This window comes from Streptomyces sp. NPDC037083 (genome assembly GCF_055606485.1).
The window spans coordinates 293,662-314,630 of the sequence record NZ_JBVJSQ010000010.1 but is presented as its reverse complement, the minus strand read 5'-3'; the positions used below and the strand labels follow the sequence as shown (position 1 = coordinate 314,630).

General features: G+C 70.0%; 20 protein-coding genes, 1 tRNA gene and 2 pseudogenes. 11 read left to right on the top strand and 12 right to left on the bottom strand.

Annotated elements, in window-relative coordinates; all coding sequences use genetic code 11:
• Positions 1 to 203: 203 nt before the first annotated feature.
• Positions 204 to 1,142, bottom strand: coding sequence for an endonuclease III (gene nth / locus ACZ7DE_RS26790; protein WP_470765420.1), 939 nt, complete (start codon positions 1,140 to 1,142; stop codon positions 204 to 206).
• Between the two features lie 328 nt (positions 1,143 to 1,470).
• Between nth and ACZ7DE_RS26785 the strand changes: the two genes are divergently transcribed.
• Positions 1,471 to 2,145: a Crp/Fnr family transcriptional regulator gene (locus ACZ7DE_RS26785; protein ID WP_020129286.1), complete on the top strand. Its 675-nt coding sequence runs from the start codon at positions 1,471 to 1,473 to the stop codon at positions 2,143 to 2,145.
• Between the two features lie 273 nt (positions 2,146 to 2,418).
• Here the strand turns inward: ACZ7DE_RS26785 and ACZ7DE_RS26780 are convergent, their stop codons facing one another.
• The 5 genes from ACZ7DE_RS26780 to ACZ7DE_RS26760 form a co-directional block, all read right to left on the bottom strand.
• On the bottom strand, positions 2,419 to 3,249 hold the full coding sequence (locus ACZ7DE_RS26780) for an MBL fold metallo-hydrolase (protein ID WP_470765417.1): 831 nt from the start codon (positions 3,247 to 3,249) through the stop codon (positions 2,419 to 2,421).
• Positions 3,250 to 3,265: 16 nt separating this feature from the next.
• Positions 3,266 to 3,478 carry a hypothetical protein gene (locus tag ACZ7DE_RS26775; RefSeq protein WP_470765416.1) on the bottom strand — a complete coding sequence of 71 codons (213 nt, stop codon included), beginning with the start codon at positions 3,476 to 3,478 and terminating at the stop codon, positions 3,266 to 3,268.
• A complete protein-coding gene (locus ACZ7DE_RS26770) occupies positions 3,475 to 4,356 on the bottom strand; it encodes an NUDIX hydrolase (protein WP_470765414.1) in 882 nt (293 codons plus the stop codon). Before ACZ7DE_RS26770 ends, ACZ7DE_RS26775 begins: the two co-directional genes overlap by 4 nt.
• 120 nt (positions 4,357 to 4,476) lie before the next feature.
• Positions 4,477 to 4,941, bottom strand: coding sequence for a RidA family protein (locus ACZ7DE_RS26765; protein WP_470765413.1), 465 nt, complete (start codon positions 4,939 to 4,941; stop codon positions 4,477 to 4,479).
• Positions 4,938 to 5,096, bottom strand: a complete 159-nt coding sequence (locus ACZ7DE_RS26760) for a DUF4177 domain-containing protein (protein WP_020129281.1) — start codon at positions 5,094 to 5,096, stop codon at positions 4,938 to 4,940. The genes ACZ7DE_RS26765 and ACZ7DE_RS26760 overlap by 4 nt, the downstream gene beginning before the upstream one ends.
• Positions 5,097 to 5,214: 118 nt before the next feature.
• Here ACZ7DE_RS26760 and bagA point away from each other — a divergent pair, with 118 nt between their 5' ends.
• Both bagA and bagB read left to right on the top strand, forming a co-directional pair.
• A complete protein-coding gene (gene bagA / locus ACZ7DE_RS26755) occupies positions 5,215 to 6,192 on the top strand; it encodes an ATPase BagA (RefSeq protein WP_470765412.1) in 978 nt (325 codons plus the stop codon).
• Positions 6,189 to 7,709 carry an ATPase BagB gene (gene bagB / locus ACZ7DE_RS26750; protein ID WP_470765410.1) on the top strand — a complete coding sequence of 507 codons (1,521 nt, stop codon included), beginning with the start codon at positions 6,189 to 6,191 and terminating at the stop codon, positions 7,707 to 7,709. Before bagA ends, bagB begins: the two co-directional genes overlap by 4 nt.
• 35 nt (positions 7,710 to 7,744) lie before the next feature.
• On the opposite strand, the gene wblA is transcribed toward bagB, so the two are convergent.
• On the bottom strand, positions 7,745 to 8,083 hold the full coding sequence (gene wblA / locus ACZ7DE_RS26745) for a transcriptional regulator WblA (protein WP_069768403.1): 339 nt from the start codon (positions 8,081 to 8,083) through the stop codon (positions 7,745 to 7,747).
• Positions 8,084 to 8,490: 407 nt separating this feature from the next.
• On the opposite strand from wblA, the gene ACZ7DE_RS26740 reads away from it, so the two are divergent.
• Positions 8,491 to 10,773, top strand: coding sequence for a transglycosylase domain-containing protein (locus ACZ7DE_RS26740; protein ID WP_470765409.1), 2,283 nt, complete (start codon positions 8,491 to 8,493; stop codon positions 10,771 to 10,773).
• A gap of 157 nt (positions 10,774 to 10,930) precedes the next feature.
• On the opposite strand, the gene ACZ7DE_RS26735 is transcribed toward ACZ7DE_RS26740, so the two are convergent.
• On the bottom strand, positions 10,931 to 11,395 hold the full coding sequence (locus ACZ7DE_RS26735) for a GatB/YqeY domain-containing protein (protein ID WP_470765408.1): 465 nt from the start codon (positions 11,393 to 11,395) through the stop codon (positions 10,931 to 10,933).
• A 154-nt stretch (positions 11,396 to 11,549) separates the two neighbouring features.
• Here ACZ7DE_RS26735 and ACZ7DE_RS26730 point away from each other — a divergent pair, with 154 nt between their 5' ends.
• From ACZ7DE_RS26730 to ACZ7DE_RS26720, 3 genes are all read left to right on the top strand, one after another.
• Positions 11,550 to 12,476: a metallophosphoesterase gene (locus tag ACZ7DE_RS26730; protein ID WP_470765407.1), complete on the top strand. Its 927-nt coding sequence runs from the start codon at positions 11,550 to 11,552 to the stop codon at positions 12,474 to 12,476.
• 235 nt (positions 12,477 to 12,711) lie between these two features.
• Complete coding sequence (locus ACZ7DE_RS26725; RefSeq protein WP_470765406.1) at positions 12,712 to 13,497, top strand: Pr6Pr family membrane protein; 786 nt, start codon at positions 12,712 to 12,714, stop codon at positions 13,495 to 13,497.
• 42 nt (positions 13,498 to 13,539) lie between these two features.
• Positions 13,540 to 13,613, top strand: a tRNA-Pro gene (locus tag ACZ7DE_RS26720).
• 150 nt (positions 13,614 to 13,763) lie between these two features.
• Here ACZ7DE_RS26720 and ACZ7DE_RS26715 read toward each other — a convergent pair.
• Positions 13,764 to 13,924, bottom strand: a pseudogene (locus ACZ7DE_RS26715) (tyrosine-type recombinase/integrase); the annotation flags it as partial.
• Between the two features lie 324 nt (positions 13,925 to 14,248).
• Between ACZ7DE_RS26715 and ACZ7DE_RS26710 the strand changes: the two are divergent.
• Positions 14,249 to 15,079 (top strand): alpha/beta fold hydrolase, encoded by an 831-nt coding sequence (locus ACZ7DE_RS26710; RefSeq protein WP_362031999.1) that lies wholly within the window; start codon positions 14,249 to 14,251, stop codon positions 15,077 to 15,079.
• 129 nt (positions 15,080 to 15,208) lie between these two features.
• On the opposite strand, the pseudogene ACZ7DE_RS26705 reads toward ACZ7DE_RS26710, so the two are convergent.
• Together ACZ7DE_RS26705 and ACZ7DE_RS26700 are read right to left on the bottom strand one after the other, a co-directional pair.
• Positions 15,209 to 15,619, bottom strand: a pseudogene (locus tag ACZ7DE_RS26705) (tyrosine-type recombinase/integrase); the annotation flags it as partial.
• A gap of 647 nt (positions 15,620 to 16,266) precedes the next feature.
• Positions 16,267 to 16,920, bottom strand: a complete 654-nt coding sequence (locus ACZ7DE_RS26700; protein ID WP_470765404.1) for a TetR/AcrR family transcriptional regulator C-terminal domain-containing protein — start codon at positions 16,918 to 16,920, stop codon at positions 16,267 to 16,269.
• A 126-nt stretch (positions 16,921 to 17,046) separates the two neighbouring features.
• Here ACZ7DE_RS26700 and ACZ7DE_RS26695 point away from each other — a divergent pair, with 126 nt between their 5' ends.
• Positions 17,047 to 18,564, top strand: a complete 1,518-nt coding sequence (locus ACZ7DE_RS26695) for an FAD-dependent monooxygenase (protein ID WP_470765402.1) — start codon at positions 17,047 to 17,049, stop codon at positions 18,562 to 18,564.
• A gap of 253 nt (positions 18,565 to 18,817) precedes the next feature.
• Positions 18,818 to 19,027, top strand: coding sequence for a hypothetical protein (locus ACZ7DE_RS26690; RefSeq protein ID WP_470765400.1), 210 nt, complete (start codon positions 18,818 to 18,820; stop codon positions 19,025 to 19,027).
• A gap of 183 nt (positions 19,028 to 19,210) precedes the next feature.
• Here ACZ7DE_RS26690 and ACZ7DE_RS26685 read toward each other — a convergent pair whose 3' ends face one another.
• Positions 19,211 to 20,359 (bottom strand): hypothetical protein, encoded by a 1,149-nt coding sequence (locus ACZ7DE_RS26685; RefSeq protein WP_470765398.1) that lies wholly within the window; start codon positions 20,357 to 20,359, stop codon positions 19,211 to 19,213.
• 323 nt (positions 20,360 to 20,682) lie between these two features.
• Here ACZ7DE_RS26685 and ACZ7DE_RS26680 point away from each other — a divergent pair, with 323 nt between their 5' ends.
• Complete coding sequence (locus ACZ7DE_RS26680) at positions 20,683 to 20,904, top strand: hypothetical protein (RefSeq protein ID WP_470765397.1); 222 nt, start codon at positions 20,683 to 20,685, stop codon at positions 20,902 to 20,904.
• Positions 20,905 to 20,969: the final 65 nt, after the last annotated feature.

Genomic DNA, 20,969 nt, shown 5'->3' with positions numbered 1-20,969 from the left:
CCGCGTGCCGGGAGATCGCGCCGGGGGCCGCCCCGCGTCCCCCTCCGCGGGGCGGGGCGTCGCCGCTGCTGCCGCTGCCGCCCCGCTCCGGGTTCCCACCGGCCCCCGCACGCGCCGTCGCGGCGTCCGGTGCGCCGTCCGTGCCGCCGTCGATGCCGCCGTCGGTGCCGATCTCCGTCCCGCGGCCGTCGGCCGCCCTGCCGTCATCCGGCCCCCAGCGGCGGGGCGGGCCTGCCGCCCGCGTCCAGGTAGGCCTGGGGCGGGTTCAGGCGCTGGCCGGGGAAGCCGCCCTTCTCGTACTTCAGGAGCTTCTTCGCCTTCTCGGCGTCCGTCTCGCCCTCGCCGTAGGCCGGGCAGAGCGGGGCGATGGGGCAGGCGCCGCAGGCCGGCTTGCGGGCGTGGCAGATACGGCGGCCGTGGAAGATCACGTGGTGCGAGAGCATCGTCCACTCGCTCTTGGGGAAGAGCGCGCCGACGGCGGCCTCGATCTTGTCGGGCTCGGTCTCCTCGGTCCACTTCCAGCGCCGTACGAGCCGCTGGAAGTGCGTGTCCACGGTGATGCCGGGACGGCCGAACGCGTTGCCCAGCACCACGAAGGCGGTCTTGCGGCCGACGCCGGGCAGCTTCACCAGGTCCTCCAGCCGACCGGGGACCTCGCCGCCGAACTCCTCCACCAGCGCCTTGGAGAGGCCTATCACCGACTTGGTCTTGGCCCGGAAGAAACCGGTGGGCCGGAGGATCTCCTCGACCTGCTCCGGGTCCGCGGCCGCCAGGTCCTCGGGGGTGGGGTACTTGGCGAAGAGGCCGGGGGTCGTCTGGTTCACCCGGAGGTCGGTGGTCTGGGCCGACAGGACCGTGGCGATCACCAGTTGGAAGGGGTTCTCGAAGTCCAGCTCGGGGTGGGCGTAGGGGTAGACCTCGGCCAGCTCGCGGTTGATGCGGCGGGCGCGGCGCACGAGAGCGGTGCGCGACTCGGCCTTCCCGACGGCCGCCTTCTTGACGCCGGTCTTCTTCACGGCGGTTCCCTTGGGGGCGGCTTCCCCGCCCGACTTCTGGGCCGCCGCTTTCCTCGCCGCGGTCTTCTCGCCGGCCGCGTTCCCGGCGGCCGGGTCGTCGATGTCGGCCGCTTTCTTCGCAGGCATCTCGTTTGTCACCTTTGCCGTTTTCTTACCACCACTGGAGGCTTGTTCGCCCACAGCGGAAACGCGACGTGCAACCACCCGCCCAGCCCCCTCGGCCTGTGCTCTCACCGGCGTTTTGGACACTCGGCCAGCCTAAAGCCCGGCACGGACATCCGCCCCGGACCCTGAAGATCGGCCCCCAATTGGACCCCTGCCGCTTACCCCGGGACACCTGTGCGGCATCCTTGTGACAGATCACACTGTTTGGACCGTCCGGCAAAATGGGGAACACGGTCCCCTGGTACGCGGGGCGCAAGATCCCCTGAGCAGGTCGACAAGGAGAGAACTCGTGGACGACGTTCTGCGGCGCAACCCGCTCTTCGCGGCACTCGACGACGAGCAGGCCGCAGAGCTGCGCGCCTCCATGAGCGAGGTGACCCTGGCCCGCGGTGACTCCCTGTTCCACGAGGGCGACCCCGGTGACCGGCTCTACGTCGTGACCGAGGGCAAGGTCAAGCTTCACCGCACGTCCCCGGACGGCCGGGAGAACATGCTGGCCGTGGTGGGCCCCAGTGAGCTCATCGGCGAGCTGTCGCTCTTCGACCCGGGCCCGCGCACGGCCACGGCCACGGCCCTTACCGAGGTCAAGCTCCTCGGTCTCGGCCACGGCGACCTCCAGCCCTGGCTGAACGCCCGCCCCGAGGTGGCCACCGCGCTGCTGCGCGCCGTCGCCCGGCGCCTGCGCAAGACCAACGACGCCATGTCCGACCTGGTCTTCTCGGACGTCCCCGGCCGCGTGGCCCGCGCCCTGCTGGACCTCTCGCGCCGCTTCGGCGTGCAGTCCGAGGAGGGCATCCACGTCGTTCACGACCTGACGCAGGAGGAGCTCGCCCAGCTCGTCGGCGCGTCGCGCGAGACCGTGAACAAGGCGCTGGCCGATTTCGCCCAGCGCGGCTGGCTGCGCCTGGAGGCGCGCGCGGTCATCCTGCTGGACGTGGAGCGGCTGGCCAAGCGGTCGCGCTAGGCACGGGCCACTGCTCCGGTCGGGCCCAGTGCCCGCGCCAGGCACGGTCCGGTCGGACAGGACGGCGTTCCCCTGACGGAAGCGGCTTCCTCCCGAGGACTCGACTCCCAGGGACACACCGCCCGCGATGGCTCCCTCGCGCGCGTGGCGCCTGCGTTGCGGCCGGTCGTCGCCGCGTCACGCCCCGCTGAAACGGCCGGACCAGCGACCTGCACGAGTACGCGCCCCCGCATGGCGTGAAAGCCCCGGTCCGAGGGGACCTGGGACGAGCCCCTAGATGAGCCCGTGCTCCGTCAGGTACTCCACCTGCGCCCGCACCGACAGCTCGGCCGCCGGCCACAGGGAACGGTCGACGTCGGCGTACACGTGGGCGACGATCTCGGCGGGGTTGCGGTAGCCGTTCTCGACGGCCGTCTCGACCTGGGCGAGGCGATGGGCGCGGTGGGCGAGGTAGAACTCGACGACGCCCTGGGCGTCCTCCAGGACCGGTCCGTGGCCCGGCAGGACGGTGTGGACGCCGTCGTCGACGGTGAGGGACCTGAGCCGCCGCAGGGAGTCCAGATAGTCGCCCAGACGGCCGTCGGGGTGTGCGACGACGGTCGTGCCCCGGCCCAGGATCGTGTCGCCCGTCAGGACGGCCCGGTCGGCCGGGAGATGGAAGCAGAGGGAGTCGGCGGTGTGCCCGGGCGTCGGCACGACCCGCAGCTCCAGGCCGCCGACGGTGATCACGTCGCCGGCGCCCAGGCCCTCCTCGCCCAGCCGCACGGCCGGGTCCAGGGCCCGCACCTTGGTGCCGGTCAGTCCGGCGAAGCGGACGGCGCCCTCGGCGTGGTCGGGGTGGCCGTGCGTCAGCAGGGTCAGGGCGACGCGCTTGCCGGCCTGCTCTGCGGTGTCGACGACGGTGCGCAGATGGCGTTCGTCGAGCGGGCCCGGGTCGATGACGACGGCCAGCTCGGAGTCGGGCTCGGCGACGATCCAGGTGTTCGTGCCGTCCAGGGTCATCGCGGACGCGTTCGGCGCGAGGACGTTGACCGCACGCGCGGTGGCGGGGCCCGAGAGGACTCCGCCTCGCGGCTGGCCGGGGAGGGCGGCTGCGTCGGTCATGCGGGAGGGCCTTCCATCAGGCGTCGTCAGGCTGTCGTCGGGTGGTCGTCGTCAGGCGGTCGTCGTCGGACTGTCGTCGGGTGGTCGTCGTCAGGCGGTCGTCGTCGGACTGTCGTCCGTCCGGGGGCGGGGCGAAGGAGCGCCGCGTCGCCGACCCGGGGCCGAGTCGGCGGTCCGCGCCGAGTCGCCTGTCCGGGCCGTGGCCGGCGCGGGTGTCCGGGGCCGTCATGCGGGGCCTCCTCCGGTCGCGGCGTTCGGGATGTGCTTGGTGAACTCGTCGTGCCCCGGCCACGACAGGACGACCGCGCCGTCCTCCAGGCGGGCCTGCGCCAGGACCGGGCGGAGGTCGCGGTCGGGGGCCGCGGCGAGCGCCTGAGCCGCCGTGGCGTACGGGACGAGCCTGCGCAGTGTCGCGATGGTGGGCGGCATCATCAGCAGCTCGCCCCGGTCGTACGAGGCCGCCGCGTCCGCCGGGCGGATCCACACCGTGCGGTCGGCCTCCGTGGAGGCGTTGCGGGTGCGCTGTCCCTCGGGGAGCGCGGCCACGAAGAACCAGGTGTCGTAGCGCCGCGGCTCGAACTCGGGGGTGATCCAGCGCGTCCAGGCGCCGAGGAGGTCGGAGCGCAGCACCAGACCGCGACGGTCGAGGAATTCGGCGAAGGACAGGTCGCGGGCGGCCACCGCGGCCCGGTCGGCCTCCCAGTCGGCGCCGGTGATGTCACTGACGACGGAGTTTGGGGTCGGCCCCGCGAGCAGGACGCCGGCCTCCTCGTACGTCTCGCGCACGGCCGCGCAGACGATCGCCTGGGCCGCCGTCTCGTCGACGCCCAGCCTCGCGGCCCACCACGCGCGCGTGGGGCCTGCCCAGCGCACGTGACGGTCGTCGTCGCGCGGGTCGACGCCACCGCCGGGATAGGCGTACGCGCCTCCGGCGAAGGCCATGGAGGCGCGTCTGCGCAGCATGTGGACGACGGGGCCGCCGTCCTCGGTGTCCTTCAGGAGCATGACGGTGGCCGCGCGCTTCGGGGCGACCGGAGTGAGGGTGCCGTCCGCGAGCGCGCGGATGCGTTCCGGCCAGTCCGGGGGAAACCACTGCCCATTCGCCATGGGCGCGAGGCTATCCCGTGGCGCGTGAATGTTCGAGAGGTCCCCGAGGTCAGAGCACGTCCACGGGACGCCCGTGAACGCCCGGGAGGCCCTCCTGGGGCCCTGGAGGGCGCTCATGCGCTACGGGACGAGTTCCACCTGGATCTCGACCTCGACCGGCGCGTCCAGCGGCAGCACGGCGACGCCCACGGCGCTGCGCGCGTGCACGCCCCTGTCGCCGAAGACCTCGCCCAGCAGCTCGCTCGCGCCGTTGAGGACGGCGGGCTGGCCGGTGAAGTCCGAGGCCGACGCCACGAAGCCGACGACCTTCACCACACGCGCGACGCGGTCCAGGTCGCCCGCGACCGACTTGACGGCGGCCAGGGCGTTCAGCGCGCAGGTGCGGGCCAGCTCCTTGGCCTCCTCGGGGGTGACCTCGGCGCCGACCTTGCCGGTGACCGGCAGCTTGCCGTCCACCATGGGCAGCTGGCCTGCCGTGTACACGTACGGACCGGACTGCACGGCGGGCTGGTAGGCCGCGAGGGGCGGCACGACCGCCGGCACGGTCAGCCCCAGCTCGGCGAGCCTCGCCTCGACCGCGCTCACGCCTTGGCCCGCTTCAGGTACGCGACGAGCTGCTCCGGGTTGTTGGGCCCGGGCACGACCTGGACGAGCTCCCAGCCGTCCTCGCCCCAGGTGTCCAGAATCTGCTTCGTGGCGTGGACGAGCAGCGGCACGGTTGCGTATTCCCACTTGGTCATGGGGCCGACTGTATCCGCTGTACCGAGGCGCTGTTCCACAGGCCATGTGGCCGATTGCCGCCCCCGTTGTCCACAGTCTCCCGATCGCCTCGGGCGGCGACTGGTTACGCTCGAAGACGTGAGCAGGCTCCAGGTCGTCAGCGGCAAGGGCGGGACCGGTAAGACGACGGTCGCCGCAGCCCTCGCGCTGGCTCTCGCCACGGCGGGGAAGCGCACGCTTCTCGTCGAGGTGGAGGGCCGGCAGGGCATCGCACAGCTCTTCGAGACAGAGGCGTTGCCCTATGAGGAACGCAAGATCGCCGTAGCGTCGGGCGGCGGTGAGGTGTACGCCCTCGCCATCGACCCCGAACTGGCCCTTCTGGACTACCTCCAGATGTTCTACAAACTGGGGGGCGCCGGACGGGCCCTGAAAAAGCTCGGCGCCATCGACTTCGCCACCACCATCGCGCCCGGCCTGAGGGACGTGCTCCTCACCGGCAAGGCGTGCGAGGCGGTACGGCGCAAGGACAGAAACGGGCGGTTCGTCTACGACTACGTCGTCATGGACGCGCCCCCCACGGGCCGCGTCACCCGCTTCCTGAACGTCAACGACGAGGTGGCGGGGCTGGCCAGGATCGGCCCGATACACAATCAGGCACAGGCCGTGATGCGGGTGCTGAAGTCGCCGGAGACGGCCGTGCACCTGGTGACGCTGCTGGAGGAGATGCCCGTCCAGGAGACCGCCGACGGCATCGCCGAGCTGCGGGCGGCGAAACTGCCGGTGGGGCGGGTCATCGTCAACATGGTGCGCCCCGAGGTGTTGGACGGGGACGGGCTGGAACTCGTACGGACCGTGACGCGTTCTTCCGTCGCCCGGTCGTTGTCCGTGGCCGGGCTCGGCGGGGCGCGGCGCGGCGGGCGCGCCGAGCGGCTGGTGGATCCGCTCCTGCAGCAGGCCGAGGAGTACGCGGAGCGGTACGCGCTGGAGCACGAGCAGCGCGCGGTCCTGGGCGAGCTGGATCTGCCGTTGCACGAACTGCCGTTGCTCGCCGAGGGCATGGACCTCGCGGGCCTGTACCAGCTCGCCACCGAACTGCGGAAGCAGGGGATCGCATGAGTCCGGAACAGACTCACGACCAGGGAAGCACCCGTCACCGTCTCTCCCCCGCGCCCGTGCTCGAGCTCGACCCGCTGCTCGACGACCCGACGACCCGCATCGTGGTCTGCTGCGGCTCGGGCGGCGTCGGCAAGACGACGACGGCGGCGGCGCTGGGGCTCAGGGCTGCCGAGCGTGGCCGCAAGGTGGTCGTCCTCACCATCGACCCGGCACGCCGGCTCGCGCAGTCCATGGGCATCGACTCGCTCGACAACACCCCGCGCCGGGTGAAGGGCGTCGAGGGGGACGGCGAGCTGCACGCGATGATGCTCGACATGAAGCGCACCTTCGACGAGATCGTCGAGGCGCACGCGGACCCCGGCCGGGCGGCCGCGATCCTGGGCAACCCGTTCTACCAGTCGCTCTCGGCGGGCTTCGCGGGCACGCAGGAGTACATGGCCATGGAGAAGCTGGGCCAGCTGCGCGCGCGGGACGAGTGGGACCTGATCGTCGTCGACACCCCGCCGTCCCGCTCGGCGCTGGACTTCCTGGACGCGCCCAAGCGGCTCGGCTCGTTCCTGGACGGCAAGCTGATCCGCGTCCTGCTCGCGCCGGCGAAGGTGGGCGGCCGCGCGGGCATGAAGTTCCTGAACGTCGGGATGTCGATGATGACCGGCGCGCTGGGCAAGCTGCTCGGCGGGCAGTTGCTGCAGGACGTGCAGACGTTCGTGGCGGCGATGGACTCGATGTTCGGCGGCTTCCGCACGCGCGCGGACGCCACGTACAAGCTGCTCCAGGCGCCCGGTACGGCGTTTCTGGTGGTGGCGGCTCCCGAGCGGGACGCGCTGCGGGAGGCCGCGTACTTCGTGGAGCGGCTGGCCGCGGAGGACATGCCGCTGGCCGGTCTGGTGCTCAACCGCGTCCATGGCAGCGGCGCCCTCCAGCTGTCCGCCGAGCGTGCGCTCGCCGCTGCGGAAAATCTTGAAGAGCCCGGCATTGTGGATCAGGACGGCGGGAAAGCTGGACTTCGTAACTCTCCCGACACGCAAGGCAGTTCAGAATCATCCGCACCCGCATCCGCCCCGGAACGCGACGCCCCCACCGACGCGGACCGGACCACGGAAGCGGCCCCGGACACGGACCCTGCCCCGGACACGACAGGCCGCACAACGGACACCGGCCGGACGACGCACGCCGGCCGTACCACGGACACGGACGTCGACCCGGACACGGACGTCGGCACGGCCGGGACCGAGGTCGAGGGCGCGACCCCTGACGCGGACCGGACAGCGGCAACCGACGCGGACCGGACCGTGGACGCCTTCACCGCAGGCCTGTTGAGGCTGCACGCGGAACGCATGCACCTGCTCTCCCGCGAGCAGCGCACGCGCGACCGCTTCACCGCGCTCCACCCCGAGGTGGCGGTGACCGAGGTGGCCGCGCTGCCCGGCGACGTGCATGACCTCACGGGACTGCGGGACATCGGGAACCGGCTCGCGACCGACCGGCCGGAGCTGCCCGAGGCTGCCGACGCCTGAGCCGAGGGTTCCCCTCAGCCCACCGCCGCGTCGTTTCAGCCCACCGCCGCGTAGTTCTCGTACATCTGGTCGTCGTCGAGCGGCAGGATGCCCGCCCCACGCTCGTACTCCGAGCGCGCCGTCTCCAGGAGGCGGCGCCAGGAGGTCACCGTCGGCCGCCTGCGCAGCAGTGCGCGGCGCTCGCGCTCCGTCATGCCTCCCCACACGCCGAACTCGACGCGGTTGTCCAGCGCGTCGGCCAGACATTCGGTGCGTACCGGGCATCCGGTGCACACCGCCTTGGCCCTGTTCTGCGCTGCTCCCTGAACGAACAGTTCATCCGGATCAGTAGTGCGGCAGGCAGCCTGCGCACTCCAGTCGGTTACCCAGCCCATACCGGCGCCGTCCTCTCCCGAATCGAGGCTCCCCCACGGCGGCAGCGGCATATTCACCGCCGCCAGTTGAGGACGTTACGGAAGGTGGGCACAGCGCAACACCCCCTTCGGGCCCAATCTTGAATGGCCCGAACGGACTATGGGTAAGCGGCAGATCACCCGGGGGAGTGAGCCCGCGACATATGCGACTTTCCCGAAAATCGGGACAGTTCACCTGAGTCACAACGGACGCCGACTGACACACAAGGCGGATTCGGACACGCCCCCACCAGAAAAGTCGGGGAACCTCCGGAACGATTCGGGGTCGCCGGACGTATTGATACGTAGCCCTGCTGCCGTGACAGTTGAGAGCAGCTTAGGCCAAGGCATTGACGCGTGTCCGGCGAATGAGAACGTAGGCTGCCCTCATGCCAAAGAAGCGCTCGGGCGGTGGTCTGTCGCCAACGCAGCAGGCCGCGAAGTTCCTCGGTGTCAGTGTGCTCGCGGGAGCCGTGCTGGCGGGTATCGCCCTGCCCGCGTTCGGCGCGCTGGGCCTGGCCGCCAAGGGGTCGGTGGAGTCGTTCGACGAACTCCCGGCCAACCTCAAGACACCGCCGCTGAGCCAGCGCACCGCGATCCTCGACTCCGCGGGCGGCCAGATCGCCACGGTCTACTCCCGTGACCGCACGGTGGTCGCCCTGAAGAGCATCTCGCCCTACATGCAGAAGGCGATCGTCGCGATCGAGGACTCGCGCTTCTACGAGCACGGCGCGGTCGACCTGAAGGGCGTCCTGCGCGCGCTCAACAAGAACGTGCAGAGCAGCGGGGTCGCCCAGGGCGCCTCGACGCTCACCCAGCAGTACGTGAAGAACGTCTTCGTGGAGGAGGCGGGCGACGACCCGACCAAGGTCGCGCAGGCCACCCAGCAGACCATCGGGCGCAAGATCAAGGAGCTGAAGTACGCGATCCAGGTCGAAGAGGAGCTCGGCAAGAAGAAGATCCTCGAGAACTACCTGAACATCACGTTCTTCGGCGAGCAGGCCTACGGCGTCGAGGCGGCCGCGCAGCGCTACTTCTCCACCCACGCCAAGGACCTCACCCTGCCCCAGGCGGCGCTGCTGGCCGGCATCGTCCAGTCGCCCAGCCGCTACGACCCGATCAACGACGAGGCCGAGGCCACCAAGCGCCGTAACACCGTGCTGCAGCGCATGGCCGAGGTCGGCGACATCTCCGAGGCCGAGGCGGCCACGGCACAGAAGGCCCCGCTGGGTCTGAAGGTCAAGCAGCCGAAGAACGGCTGCATCACCGCCGTCCAGGGCGCCAGCTTCTTCTGCAAGTACGTGGAGCGCGTCTTCCTCAGCGACCCGGTCTTCGGCAAGACCAAGGAGGAGCGGGCGAAGGTCTGGAACCAGGGCGGCCTGACGATCCGCACGACGCTCGAACCGCAGTCCCAGAAGTCCGTCCAGAGCTCGCTCAAGGACCACGTCTACAAGTCGGACAAGGTCGCCGCCGCCGCCACGCTCGTCGAGCCCGGCACCGGCAAGATCGTCGGAATGGGCCAGTCCAAGCCCTACGGCTACGGCAAGAACGAGACCGAGTACAACTACTCGGTCGGCTCGTCCATGGGCGGCTCGAACTACGGATTCCCGACCGGCTCGACCTTCAAGCCGTTCGTGGCCGCCGCAGCGCTGGAGGAGGGCCGCCCGCCGAACCAGGAGTACTCCTCGCCGTACCAGATGGAGTACCCGAGCCCGGTCCAGACCTGCGGCAGCAAGGCGTGGGTCAACACGAACGACGAGAAGCTGGAGAACGAGAGCGAGTCCGAGAAGGGCCCGTACCAGCTGCGCAAGGCCATGGAGTTGTCGGTCAACACCTACTTCGTGCAGATGATCTCCGACATCGGTCTGTGCCCGGTCGTGAAGATGACCGACGCGCTGCACGTCGTCCAGGGCAGCGGCGAGAAGCTTCCCGAGGTGCCCGCCATCGCCCTCGGCTCCAAGGGCATCTCCCCACTGACGATGGCCACCGCCTACGCCGCCTTCGCCGCCCGCGGCATGTACTGCACCCCGATCGCCATCGAGTCGATCACCCAGAAGGTCGGCGACCAGCGGAAGTCGCTGGAAGTCCCGAAGTCGACGTGCTCCCGGGCCATGTCCGAGAAGACCGCGGACACCATCAACACCCTGCTGAGCGGTGTGGTCGACTCCGGCACCGGCAAGCAGGCCGGTCTGTCCGGCCGCGACAACGCCGGTAAGACGGGTACGACGGACTCCCGCAAGAACGCCTGGTTCGTCGGCTACACCCCGAAGCTCTCGGGCGCCGTCTGGGTCGGCAGCGCCACTCAGAAGGTGGAGATGACCAACATCTGGATCGGCGGCAGTTTCCACGACCAGGTCTACGGCGGCGACACCCCCGGCCCGATCTGGCGCGACGCCATGACCGGCGCCCTGGAGGGCAAGGACTCCGGGAACTTCAACCTCGTCGACATCCCCAACCCTCCCTCCAAGGACCGCGGCGACAACGACGGTGACGGCAACGGGGACGGCGACAACAACGACAACAGCAACGGCGGCGACAACGGCGGCTTCCTCAGCGGCCTGCTCACCAACGGCGGCACGACCGGCGGCAACTCGACCGGCGGTTCCGACGCGGGCACCTTCTTCCAGGGCCAGACGAACGGCAACGGCAACGGCGGCCGCGGACGCGGCTGAGACCGGTTGACCCGGCTCGAGGCTGAGACCGGCTCAGGTCAGGAGCGGCTCAGGCCGAGACCTGCTCAGGGCCGAGACCGGCTGGGGCCGGCGGTGGCATGAGAACGGTCCCTGACTCTCGTGAGGAGAGCAGGGACCGTTCGACGTAGGCCCCGAGTCAGCCCGCGAGCTGCTTCTTGACGACGGCTGCGACGCGGCCGCCCTCGGCCAGACCGGCCACCTTCGGGTTCACGATCTTCATGACGGCGCCCATGGCCCGCGGCCCCTCGGCCCCGGCCGCCTTCGCCTCCGAGACCGCCTGGGCGACGATGCCGTCCAGCTCCTCGTCGCTGAGCTGCCTGGGCAGGTACGTGGCGAGGAGCTCGCCCTCCGCCTTCTCCCGCTCGGCCGACTCGGCGCGACCACCCTGCGCGAAGGCGTCCGCGGCCTCGCGACGCTTCTTCGCCTCCTTGGTGATCACCTTGAGGACCTCGTCGTCGGAGAGCTCGCGCTTCTCCTTGCCCGCGACCTCCTCCTTGGTGATCGCGGCGAGCGTCAGCCGGAGCGTCGAGGAGCGGAGCTCGTCGCGCTCCTTGATCGCGGCGTTGAGGTCTTCCTGCAGCTTCGACTTGAGCGTGGTCATGGGTCTGATTGTCGCAGGTGTGGGCGGCCGGACGCCCGTTCATTTAAAGGGGGGTGGACGGAGAGCCCCCAAGGGGCAAGGAGGAACGGCACTTGGCGGACGGCAGCGGGAAGCGGCGTCGGCTGCGGCCGACGACGTCTGACACGATGGACGCATGCGCGCGCGATACGGAGTTCCACTGTCCATTGCGGCGGCAGGCGCCGCCGGCCTGGTGTACGCGGCGGGGTTCGAGGCCCGCTCCTTCCGCCTCCGACGGGTCACGGTCCCCGTCCTGCCCACCGGCATGCGTCCCCTGCGCGTACTGCAGGTCTCCGACATCCACATGGTCGGCGGCCAGCGCAAGAAGCAGCGCTGGCTGCGCTCGCTGGCCGGCCTGCGCCCCGACTTCGTGATCAACACGGGCGACAACCTGTCCGACACGGAGGCTGTGCCGGAGACCCTGGACGCGCTCGGCCCCCTGATGGAGTTCCCCGGCGCGTACGTCTTCGGCTCGAACGACTACTACGGCCCGAAGCTGCGCAATCCCGCCCGCTACCTCCTCGAGAAGGTCCAGGGCCGCCACGGCCTGAACGGCAACCCGCCCGCGGTGGACGTCGTCCACAACCCGTGGGAGGACCTGCGCGACGGTTTCGACGCGGCCGGCTGGCTGAACCTCACGAACACCCGGGGCGTGCTGAAGATCGAGGGCGCGTCGGTGGAGCTGACGGGCCTGGACGACCCGCACATCAAGCGTGACCGCTACGCAAAGGTGGCCGGCGGCCCGTCGGCGTCGTCCGACTTCTCGATGGGCGTGGTGCACGCGCCGTACCTGCGCGTCCTGGACTCCTACGCGGCAGACGGCTACCCCCTGATCCTGGCCGGCCACACCCACGGCGGCCAGCTGTGCATCCCCTTCTACGGCGCCCTGGTCACCAACTGCGACCTGGACGCGGACCGGGTGAAGGGCCTGTCCACACACACGGCGGAGGGCCGTACGTCCTACCTCCACGTCTCAGCAGGCTGCGGCACGAACCGCTACACCCCGGTCCGGTTCGCCTGCCCGCCGGAGGTGACGTTGCTGACGTTGGTGGAGAAGGAGTAGGGGGACGGAGGGCTGGGAGGCCGGGGGCCGGGAAGCGGGAGGCCGGGAGGCGAGGGACCGGGACCCCGAGGGCCGAGGGCCGCGGTCCGGGGGCCGGAGGCGGACGAGGCCTCCCGGATCACCGAAGAAGCGCCCAGGGACCGCCGATGTACCGGCGTGCGGGGTCCGGATGTTGCCATCCCCCGAACAGCCCACCCGTATCGCCCCTTATGTCACTCTTGCCTAGCGTGAGGGCATGACCGCGCCGATACCCAGGGACATCCCGGATCTGCCCGCGATTCCGCGGACCCACGCGCTTCTGCTCTCCTCCGTCCCCGCCTCAGCGGTGGTGGCGCCCGCACGCCGTCCGCTGGCTGCCGTGCTCCGCCTGCTGTTGGCCTGCACGGCGGCGGCGGGGGTGACGCTGGCCTTCATGCTCGGCAGCCCGTTGCGGGTCCTGAGCCACTTCGCGATCCAGAGCAACATCCTGCTGGCCCTGGTCATGCTGCTGTCCGCCCGCCGCGCTTGGGCCGCCCGCCGTCCGCTCCCCGCAGCCCTGACGGGCGCCGCGCTGCTCTACGTCATGATTACCGGCCTGGTCTACCACCTGTTCCTGGCCGACGCGACCGTCCCGTTCTCGGTGACCGGCACGACGACAGCCCCCACGGGCTGGCATCTGGTCGCCGGGCATCTGCTCCACACCGTGACCCCGGTGGCCGCCGTCCTGGACTGGCTGCTACTGACGGCCCCGGGCGGAATGCGCCTGCGCCGGGCGGCCACGTGGATGCTCTACCCCGTCGCCTACCTGGGGTTCTCCCTGGCCCGAGCCCAGCTGATCGCCGAGGGCAGGGCAGGCCGCTATCTCTACCCCTTCCTCGACGCCGAGGCCCACGGATACAAGCACGTCCTGGCCAACGCTCTCCTCCTCGGCCTCGGCTTCTACGCCCTCGCGATCCTGCTCGTGGTCCTCGACCACGCCCGGCCGGACCCCCTCACCCACCGCGCCAAAACCGGATTTCGTCTCCAGCCACCAGTGGGCTAAAGTAAACGACGTCGCCGCGACAAGCAGGACAAGCAGCGACATCGGGGTGTAGCGCAGCTTGGCAGCGCGCTTCGTTCGGGACGAAGAGGTCGTGGGTTCAAATCCCGCCACCCCGACAGCTAAATAGCAATGCCAGAGGGCCCTTACCGAATCGGTAAGGGCCCTCTGGCATTGCTGCGTGTCTAACTGCGTGACTATCGATTCCTGAGTGCTTGGCTGCGTGACTACGACAGCTACGGCCGCCGCGGATCGGTGCCGAAGATACCGTCCATGTACAGGACCCCGCGCCGCCGCTGCATCTGCTGGCGGACGTACAGGACGCGCTTGTCTAGGTCCACTCAGCCCAGCGCAGACCTACGAGTTCACCCCGGCGCAGCCCCATGGCGATGGCGAGTACGAACGCCGCGTACAACGGGTCTTTTCGAGATGGCGGGGGCGCCGTTCGCGGGTGCCGGCCGGGGCGTGCGTGGGGTGCTCCCATCCCGTCTGGATGGGAGCTGGGGCAAGTGGTGGGTTGAGGAGGATGGATGCCATGCCGCAGTGGCAGCATTACGGCCGCCAGCCTAACGATCAAGCCAGTTGAGAGGATCTCTGAGGCTTGGCGGACGTCTACAAGCTGCGGATGTGGCCCGCAGGGACAGGGCGTAATGTGGGCATACATCCGGACCGCGCCCGCTGGGCGTGAAGTTCCGCGTGCCCCCCACCCATTGCTCCGTGGCTGGGGTGCGCCTCGACAAGCGGAGGATCTGCGATGGGTACGGTCACGACCGACGACGGCACCACGATCTTCTACAAGGACTGGGGTCCTCGGGATGGGGAGCCGATCGTCTTCCACCACGGGTGGCCGCTGAGCGCCGACGACTGGGACAATCAGATGTTGTTCTTCCTGGCGCAGGGCTACCGAGTCATCGCCCACGACCGCCGTGGCCACGGACGCTCCACCCAGACCGCGACCGGCCACGACATGGACACCTACGCCGCGGACGTGACCACCCTGACCGACGCACTCGACCTGCGGGGCGCCGTGCACATCGGCCACTCCACCGGAGGTGGCGAGGTCGCCCGCTACGTCGCCCGCGCTAAGCCCGGCCGTGTCTCAAAGGCGGTCCTGGTGGGCGCGGTGCCACCGCTGATGCTGAAGACGGAGGCCAACCCGGGCGGCTTGCCGATGGAGGTCTTCGACGGCTTCCGTGAGGGCGTTGCCGGCAACCGGGCTCAGTCGTTCATTGATATTCCCTCGGGGCCGTTCTACGGCTTCAACCGTCCCGGAGCGCAGGTGTCGCAGGGTTTGATCGACAACTGGTGGCGCCAGGGCATGATGGGCGCGGCGAACGCGCACTATGAGTGCGTTGCGGCGTTCTCCGAGACCGACTTCACCGAGGACTTGCGGCAGATCGAGGTGCCCGTCCTCGTCGCGCACGGAACCGACGACCAGGTCGTCCCGTACGACGACTCGGCACCCCTGACGGTCAAGCTTCTGAAGAACGGGACCCTCAAGTCCTACGAGGGCTATCCGCACGGGATGCTGTCGACGCACCCGGAGGTCCTCAACCCGGACATCCTCGCGTTCATCCGTTCCTGACCCCGGCGGGCTGGCCTCAGCGTCCGGCCCGTTCCCCGGCGGCTTGCTGCCGCCGCCCAGTGCCTTTCCCAGCTTGCGGAGCGCTCGGCGGGTGTCGGCGGGTGTCGGCGGAAGGTACGTGGTGTAGGCCTCCATCGTCACCGCGATTTCGGAGTGGCGAAGGATCTGCATCGCGATCCGCGGGTGGATGTCGAGCGCGGCCAAGAGCGATGCGCAGGTGTGTCGGGTGTCGTGCACGCGGATACGGCGGCCGTCGGCGCGCTCGCAGCGGCGGTCGAACTCGCGGGTGAAGTTCCTCGGCTCGACCGGGGTGCCGTAGCGGGTGGTGAAGACCGTGTCCGATTCCGTCCAGAGATCATCGGCCCGCTCCGTCGCCGCCTGCTGTTCCTTCTGGCGGAGCCGGAGGGCGGTCAGGCAGATGTCCGGCAGCGGGAGCACAGCCTCCGACGCCTCCGTCTTGGCCGTGTCGGTGTGCAGGAGACGCCGGCGGATCCGCTGAAGCTGATGACGGATGTGCAGCTCCCCCGTGTCCAGGTTCACGTCCGTGGCTCTTGCCCCTGTGGGAGATCATCGAAGCAATACGAGCCTCCTGTCCCGGTGAGCCTCTGACCTGCCGGGCCGCAGCCTTCTCGGCACCGGAAGGCGGGTGAAGGGCAGCCGCGCCAACTCATGGCGTGTCCCGGCAGGGATGACAAGCCTGAGACCCCAGGCGGGTGCTTGCGCTTGCACTCCTGCCGAGTGCCGGTGCCGTTCCTCTGACATCAACGACCCCGGACGGCGTCGCCACACAACAGCCGCGTCTGGCACCGATGCACGAGACAGCGCGGAGCCAGTGCTCCATGGCCGCATTGCCCGCCCCGGACTTACTGTGCCCGCCCCGGACTTGGTGTCGCCCTGGACGCGGCGCCCCTTTCCCACGCTCCTGCTCGGCGAGGCGGACGCAGACGCGCAGGTTGTCGAGGTCGACGCCTCTGCGGCGAAGGCCGGCCGGCTCTTCCGGCCGCATCGGACCGTACGCGCCGCGGGAGGCCGACATGGCAAGTTCCGTCGGCGGGGGCGGAGTCTGCCGGTGATGATGGGCATTCCCTTCGGCCGAGATGGGCCCTGGTCCGCGTCGGCCTGTACATCGTCTTCAAGCGCCGCGACTGGCTGACGCGCCGGGCCCGGCAGGCGCGCCCGACCCCGGGTCAGCCGCGCTCCCGCTCCTCCCTGGCGGCGCGCAGACCGAGAACGACGATGCGAAGCCCGTATTCGAAGCCGACGTCGCCGTCCATACCGAGCAGGTCGCTCGACGCCTGGGCGGTGAGGGGGAAGCGTTCGGCATCGATCATCGCGGCGAGCCGCTCGGGGGCGTAGGGGTTGTCGTCGCCGTACGCCGCGCTGGTGTGGGCCTGCTCCTCGATGGTGTGGCCGATGGTGTAGTGCAGGACCACCGGGAAACCGCGTGCCGCCTCGGTGAGGGTGAAGCCGGCATCCCGCAGGGTTCGCAGGTTCAGCTCCACCGCCCGGTGCACGGTCTCGTGGTTCACGTAGGTGCCGGCGAGGACGCGTGCTCCGTCCTGATGGCTCAGCATCGCCTGACGCAGGTGGCGGGCCCAGTCGGCGAGCCAGTCCTCCCAGGAGGAGCCGTCGCGGGGTGGTTCCAGCCTCTCGGCCGCCTCGACGTACACCAGGGTGGCCATGGCGTCGAGCAGCTCCTGCTTGTTCTTGACGTGCCAGTAGAGGGTGGGGGCTCGTACGCCGAGGTCCTGGGCGATGAGGCGCATGGTGAGCCCGTCGAGGCCGACGGCGTCGAGCAGTCGCAACGCCGTACGGGCGATCACCTCGGAGTTGATCTTCATCCCGCCCCCTCCTTCCCGGGCACTTGACACCCTAACACCGTTAGGGACACTCTCTAATGGCGTTAGAGTCTCTAACGCCGTTAGAGACGGCGGACTGGAAGCCGAACCGGAACAGGGGAAATACGGATGAACGACGCAAAGAAGGACACGGATGTGGTGATCGCGGGAGCCGGTCCGACGGGCCTGATGCTGGCCTGCGAACTACGGCTGGCGGGGGTCGACGTGGTGGTGGCCGACCGGCTCGCCGCGCGGACCGGTGAGTCGCGGGCCGGCGGGCTGCACGCCCGGACCATGGAAGTGCTGGACCAGCGGGGCGTCCTGGAACGCTTCCTGGCGGCCGGCACACCGCGCCCGATAGGGCACTTCTCGGGGCTGTGGCTGGACTTCGACCAGTTCGAGACCAGGCATCCCCGGTCGCTGGTGCTCCTGCAGTCCCACATCGAGCGGTTGCTTGAGGAGTGGGCCACCGAGCTCGGTGTACGGGTGCGCTGGTCGTCCGAGGTGACGGGAATCCGACAGCACGACTCCGATGTCGAGGTCGAAGTAGGCGGACCGGAGGGCTTACGTTCGACACTGCGCGCCCGCTACCTCGTGGGCTGCGACGGCGGGCGCAGCGCGGTGCGCAAGCTCGCCGACATCGGCTTCCCTGGCACCCCGGCGACAGTGACCGCGCTGCTCGGCGACGTCGAACTCGCCGATCCGCCCGCCGAATCGCTGTTCATGCAGCGGCGAACGGCCGGTGACTTCTCGGTGTTCGCCTTTGAGCCGGGCTGGTACCGGGTGATCACCACGGAGTACGGCCGTGTCGCCGGCCAGAGGGAACCCGTGACGTTCGCGGAGCTGCGGGAGTCACTGCTGAGGATCGCGGGCACCGACTTCGGCATGCACAGCCCCCGTTGGATCTCCCGGTTCGGCGACGCGGCCCGGCAGGCCGAGCGGTACCGGGAAGGCCGGGTGCTGCTGGCGGGCGACGCGGCTCACATCCACTTCCCGGCAGGTGGCCAGGGACTGAATCTGGGGGTCCAGGACGCGGTCAACCTCGGCTGGAAACTCGCCTCGGTGGTGCACGGCCGGGCGCCGGAGATCCTGCTGGACAGCTACCACGCCGAGCGGTATCCGGTCGCGGAACGGGTGCTGCACAACACCCGGGCACAGGCGGCGCTGACGCGTCCGGGCCCGCAGACCGACGCGCTGCGCGACGTACTCCGTTCGCTCATCGAATACGACGACGTCAACCGGCACCTGGGTGGCATGATCACCGCACTGGACCTCCGCTACCCCATGAGCGACGACCACCCGCTGACCGGCCGCCGGGTCCCCGACGTCGATCTGAAGACCGGGGACGGCCGGCGTCGCGTCTTCGAACTGCTGCACACCGCGCGCCCCGTGCTGCTCGACCTCCGCGGTGACACCGCACTGGCGGCCACGGCCGAGAGCTGGGCCGATCGCGTCGACCTCGTCGAGGCCCGGTCCACGGCCGACCACTGGCCCGTCTGGCCGGTCGACGAGACTCCCGCCCCCGCCGCGCTCCTCATCCGCCCCGACGGCCACGTCGCTTGGACCGCACACGCCGGCGCCACCCCCGACCCCGCCGCCCTCCGGACCGCCCTCAGCGCCTGGTTCGGCCCGGCCACGGCCGACTGAACCGAGGCAAGAAGCTTGCTGCGGGACACCGCGGCGACGCGACACCGGTCTGCTGCAACACGGTGGACGCGAGGCCCCTGTCGGGCGCTGCCCACGGATGCCCTCGCCTGCGCCCGTTCTCCATGATCCCCCCGGATTAGATCGTCCTGGTATCGCAGTTGATCCAGTTGATCAAAAGATCGAACTTCCGACCCGGGGGTGCGCCCCAGAAAGCTGGCCACGTCACTGAACTTCAGCTCGTGAAAGGCATCTGATGCGCCATCGCACCGCCGAACTCTGCGCCCTCGTCACCATCGTCGTGGCGGTGGTGACATTGATCGCGCTGGGGCTTCCGTCCGACCAGATCATCGGAGTCGCCTCGGCCGTGGCGATCCTCTACTCCGCATGGCGTCAGGGAAGCGGCCGACCGCCCACCGGACAGGCCGACAGCGAAGTCGAGAGCGTCGAGAGCAGGGACAGGTAGCCGCGGCCGTCGGCATACGCCCGCCCTCAGGGTGACACGGCGAACGGTGGCGCGTCGAGGTGAAGTCGGCGGCATGACTCCCGTCCTGAGCGCGGTGCAGTCCCGACTGTCGGGGATCTCGTTCGCCGTCTCGACCGCATCGGCCCGGGCCGCTGAACGTCCGGCGGTGTCCGGGTGGTTGGGTCAGCGGGCTCCCTCTGGTGCGTCTGCTGTGGGGGGATGGAGGTGTCTGGTGTCGTCGAACGGGGTGAACCAGGATCTGAAGGCCGTGGGGGGCGCGAGGGCGGCTGCGGTGGGGGGTTCGTCGGTGTCGTCGGCCGGGTCGTCGTAGAGCCACTCGTGGTCCATGTCCTCGTACACGTTGTCCGTGAACGCGTCGAGTGCGGCCGACACCTCGTCGTCGAGAAGGCCGTGCAGTTCCAGGGTCGTGGTCGCCTGGTGGAGCAGGAACCTCAGGGCGAGCTCCTCGGCGACGCAGCCGGGGCGCCGGAAGCTGCCGTCGGTGAAGCGGGTGGTCATGGCGATCACCGTCACCAGGAAGCGGCGGGCGAAGCCGGCGTCGTACTGGAGGGCGTAGCGGTCGGGGAGGCGCTCCAGGTGCCACAGGGGGCCTTCGCACTCCGCGACGGTCGTGTCCTCCTGGACGAGGACCTGCATGTCCTCGAACAACTCGGTCACCAGGATGTCGGTCGCGTAGACGAGCGCGCCGGCGGCGAGTCTGGCGCTCCGGTCCTTCTCGTCCGTGTCGCGTCCGGCGTCGCCGGGATCGTCCTCGGCGTCCCCGGCCTCGTCGCCTCCCCTTCCGAAGATCGCCAGGGGGAAGGAGCGCAGTTCGTCGGCCAGGGCGAGCATGCGGGTGCGTACGGCCGTCGTCGTCTCCCCGGCCTCGTGACCGTCCTCGGCGGCTTCCGGGGGTGGGGCCGCGGTGTGGCGGGCCTTGCGTGCGGCGGGGTCGTCGGGCGGGGCGTCCGGGCCGTCGGCCGCGTCCAGGCTCGCCCTGGCCCTGTCCTGGTGCAGCTCGACCTCGCACCGCTCGATCGTCCAGTCGGCCAACAGCTCGGTTCGTTCCAGTAGTTCGTCCACGAGCACCTGCACCGAGTCCTCGGCGAACTCCAGCGCCGGAGCGTCCACGACGACCCTGAGGAGGGCGCCGCCCGGGTGGACGGACACGATGGTGTCGAGAAGGTCGACCTGCACGCCGTCCGGCCCCTCGACCGCCCGGACGGAGTCGAAGCCGTCCTCGATCAGCGCCACGGCGCCGGCACGCTGAAGCGGATCCATCTCCGGAATGCCCTCCGGGATGCAGGTGTCCACGGTCACTACGTACGTCACGGGTCCGAGCCTGTCAGTAAGGGGTCGCTCCGCGCGAGGGAGTGGCTCCGTCCGCGAAGTGAAATCTGGCCCCCGCGGGCGCCCTCCCGGCCGGGTACTCCTGCCACAAGTGCGCCGGATGCAGAAAATCAGCGGAAGTAGTCGAAGTAAACGAGGCATCAAGTTGTCGGGGCGCCCACCTTTCGGCCGGGGCGAAGTCCCAGGTCAGGGGCGGGTGACTGCGGATTCCCGGGGCGGGAGCGGTGGCCGCGGGCGCGGGCCGTGGCGAAGAGCGCACGCGGACGGCTGCCTCGAACCGGCGGGTGCAGGCCATACTGGAGACAATGACAAAGCCAGCTGCACAGAAGCGCTACCTGCCTACCAGCCCTTTCAAGGCACCGGTCGCGCCACCTCCCAAGCACTTCGCCGTGGGTGACCAGGTCACCCACGACATGTACGGACTCGGCCGGGTGATCGGCATCGAGGACGGAATCGCGGCGCTCGTGGATTTCGGTTCCGGGCAACAGCGGATCTTGAGTCCGTACTCCAAGATGAGCAAGCTGTAGAACCGCTGTGCCCGGTCACGGCACGCCAGGCCCTTTCCCGGGCCTGAATCGAATGGGAGACCTCT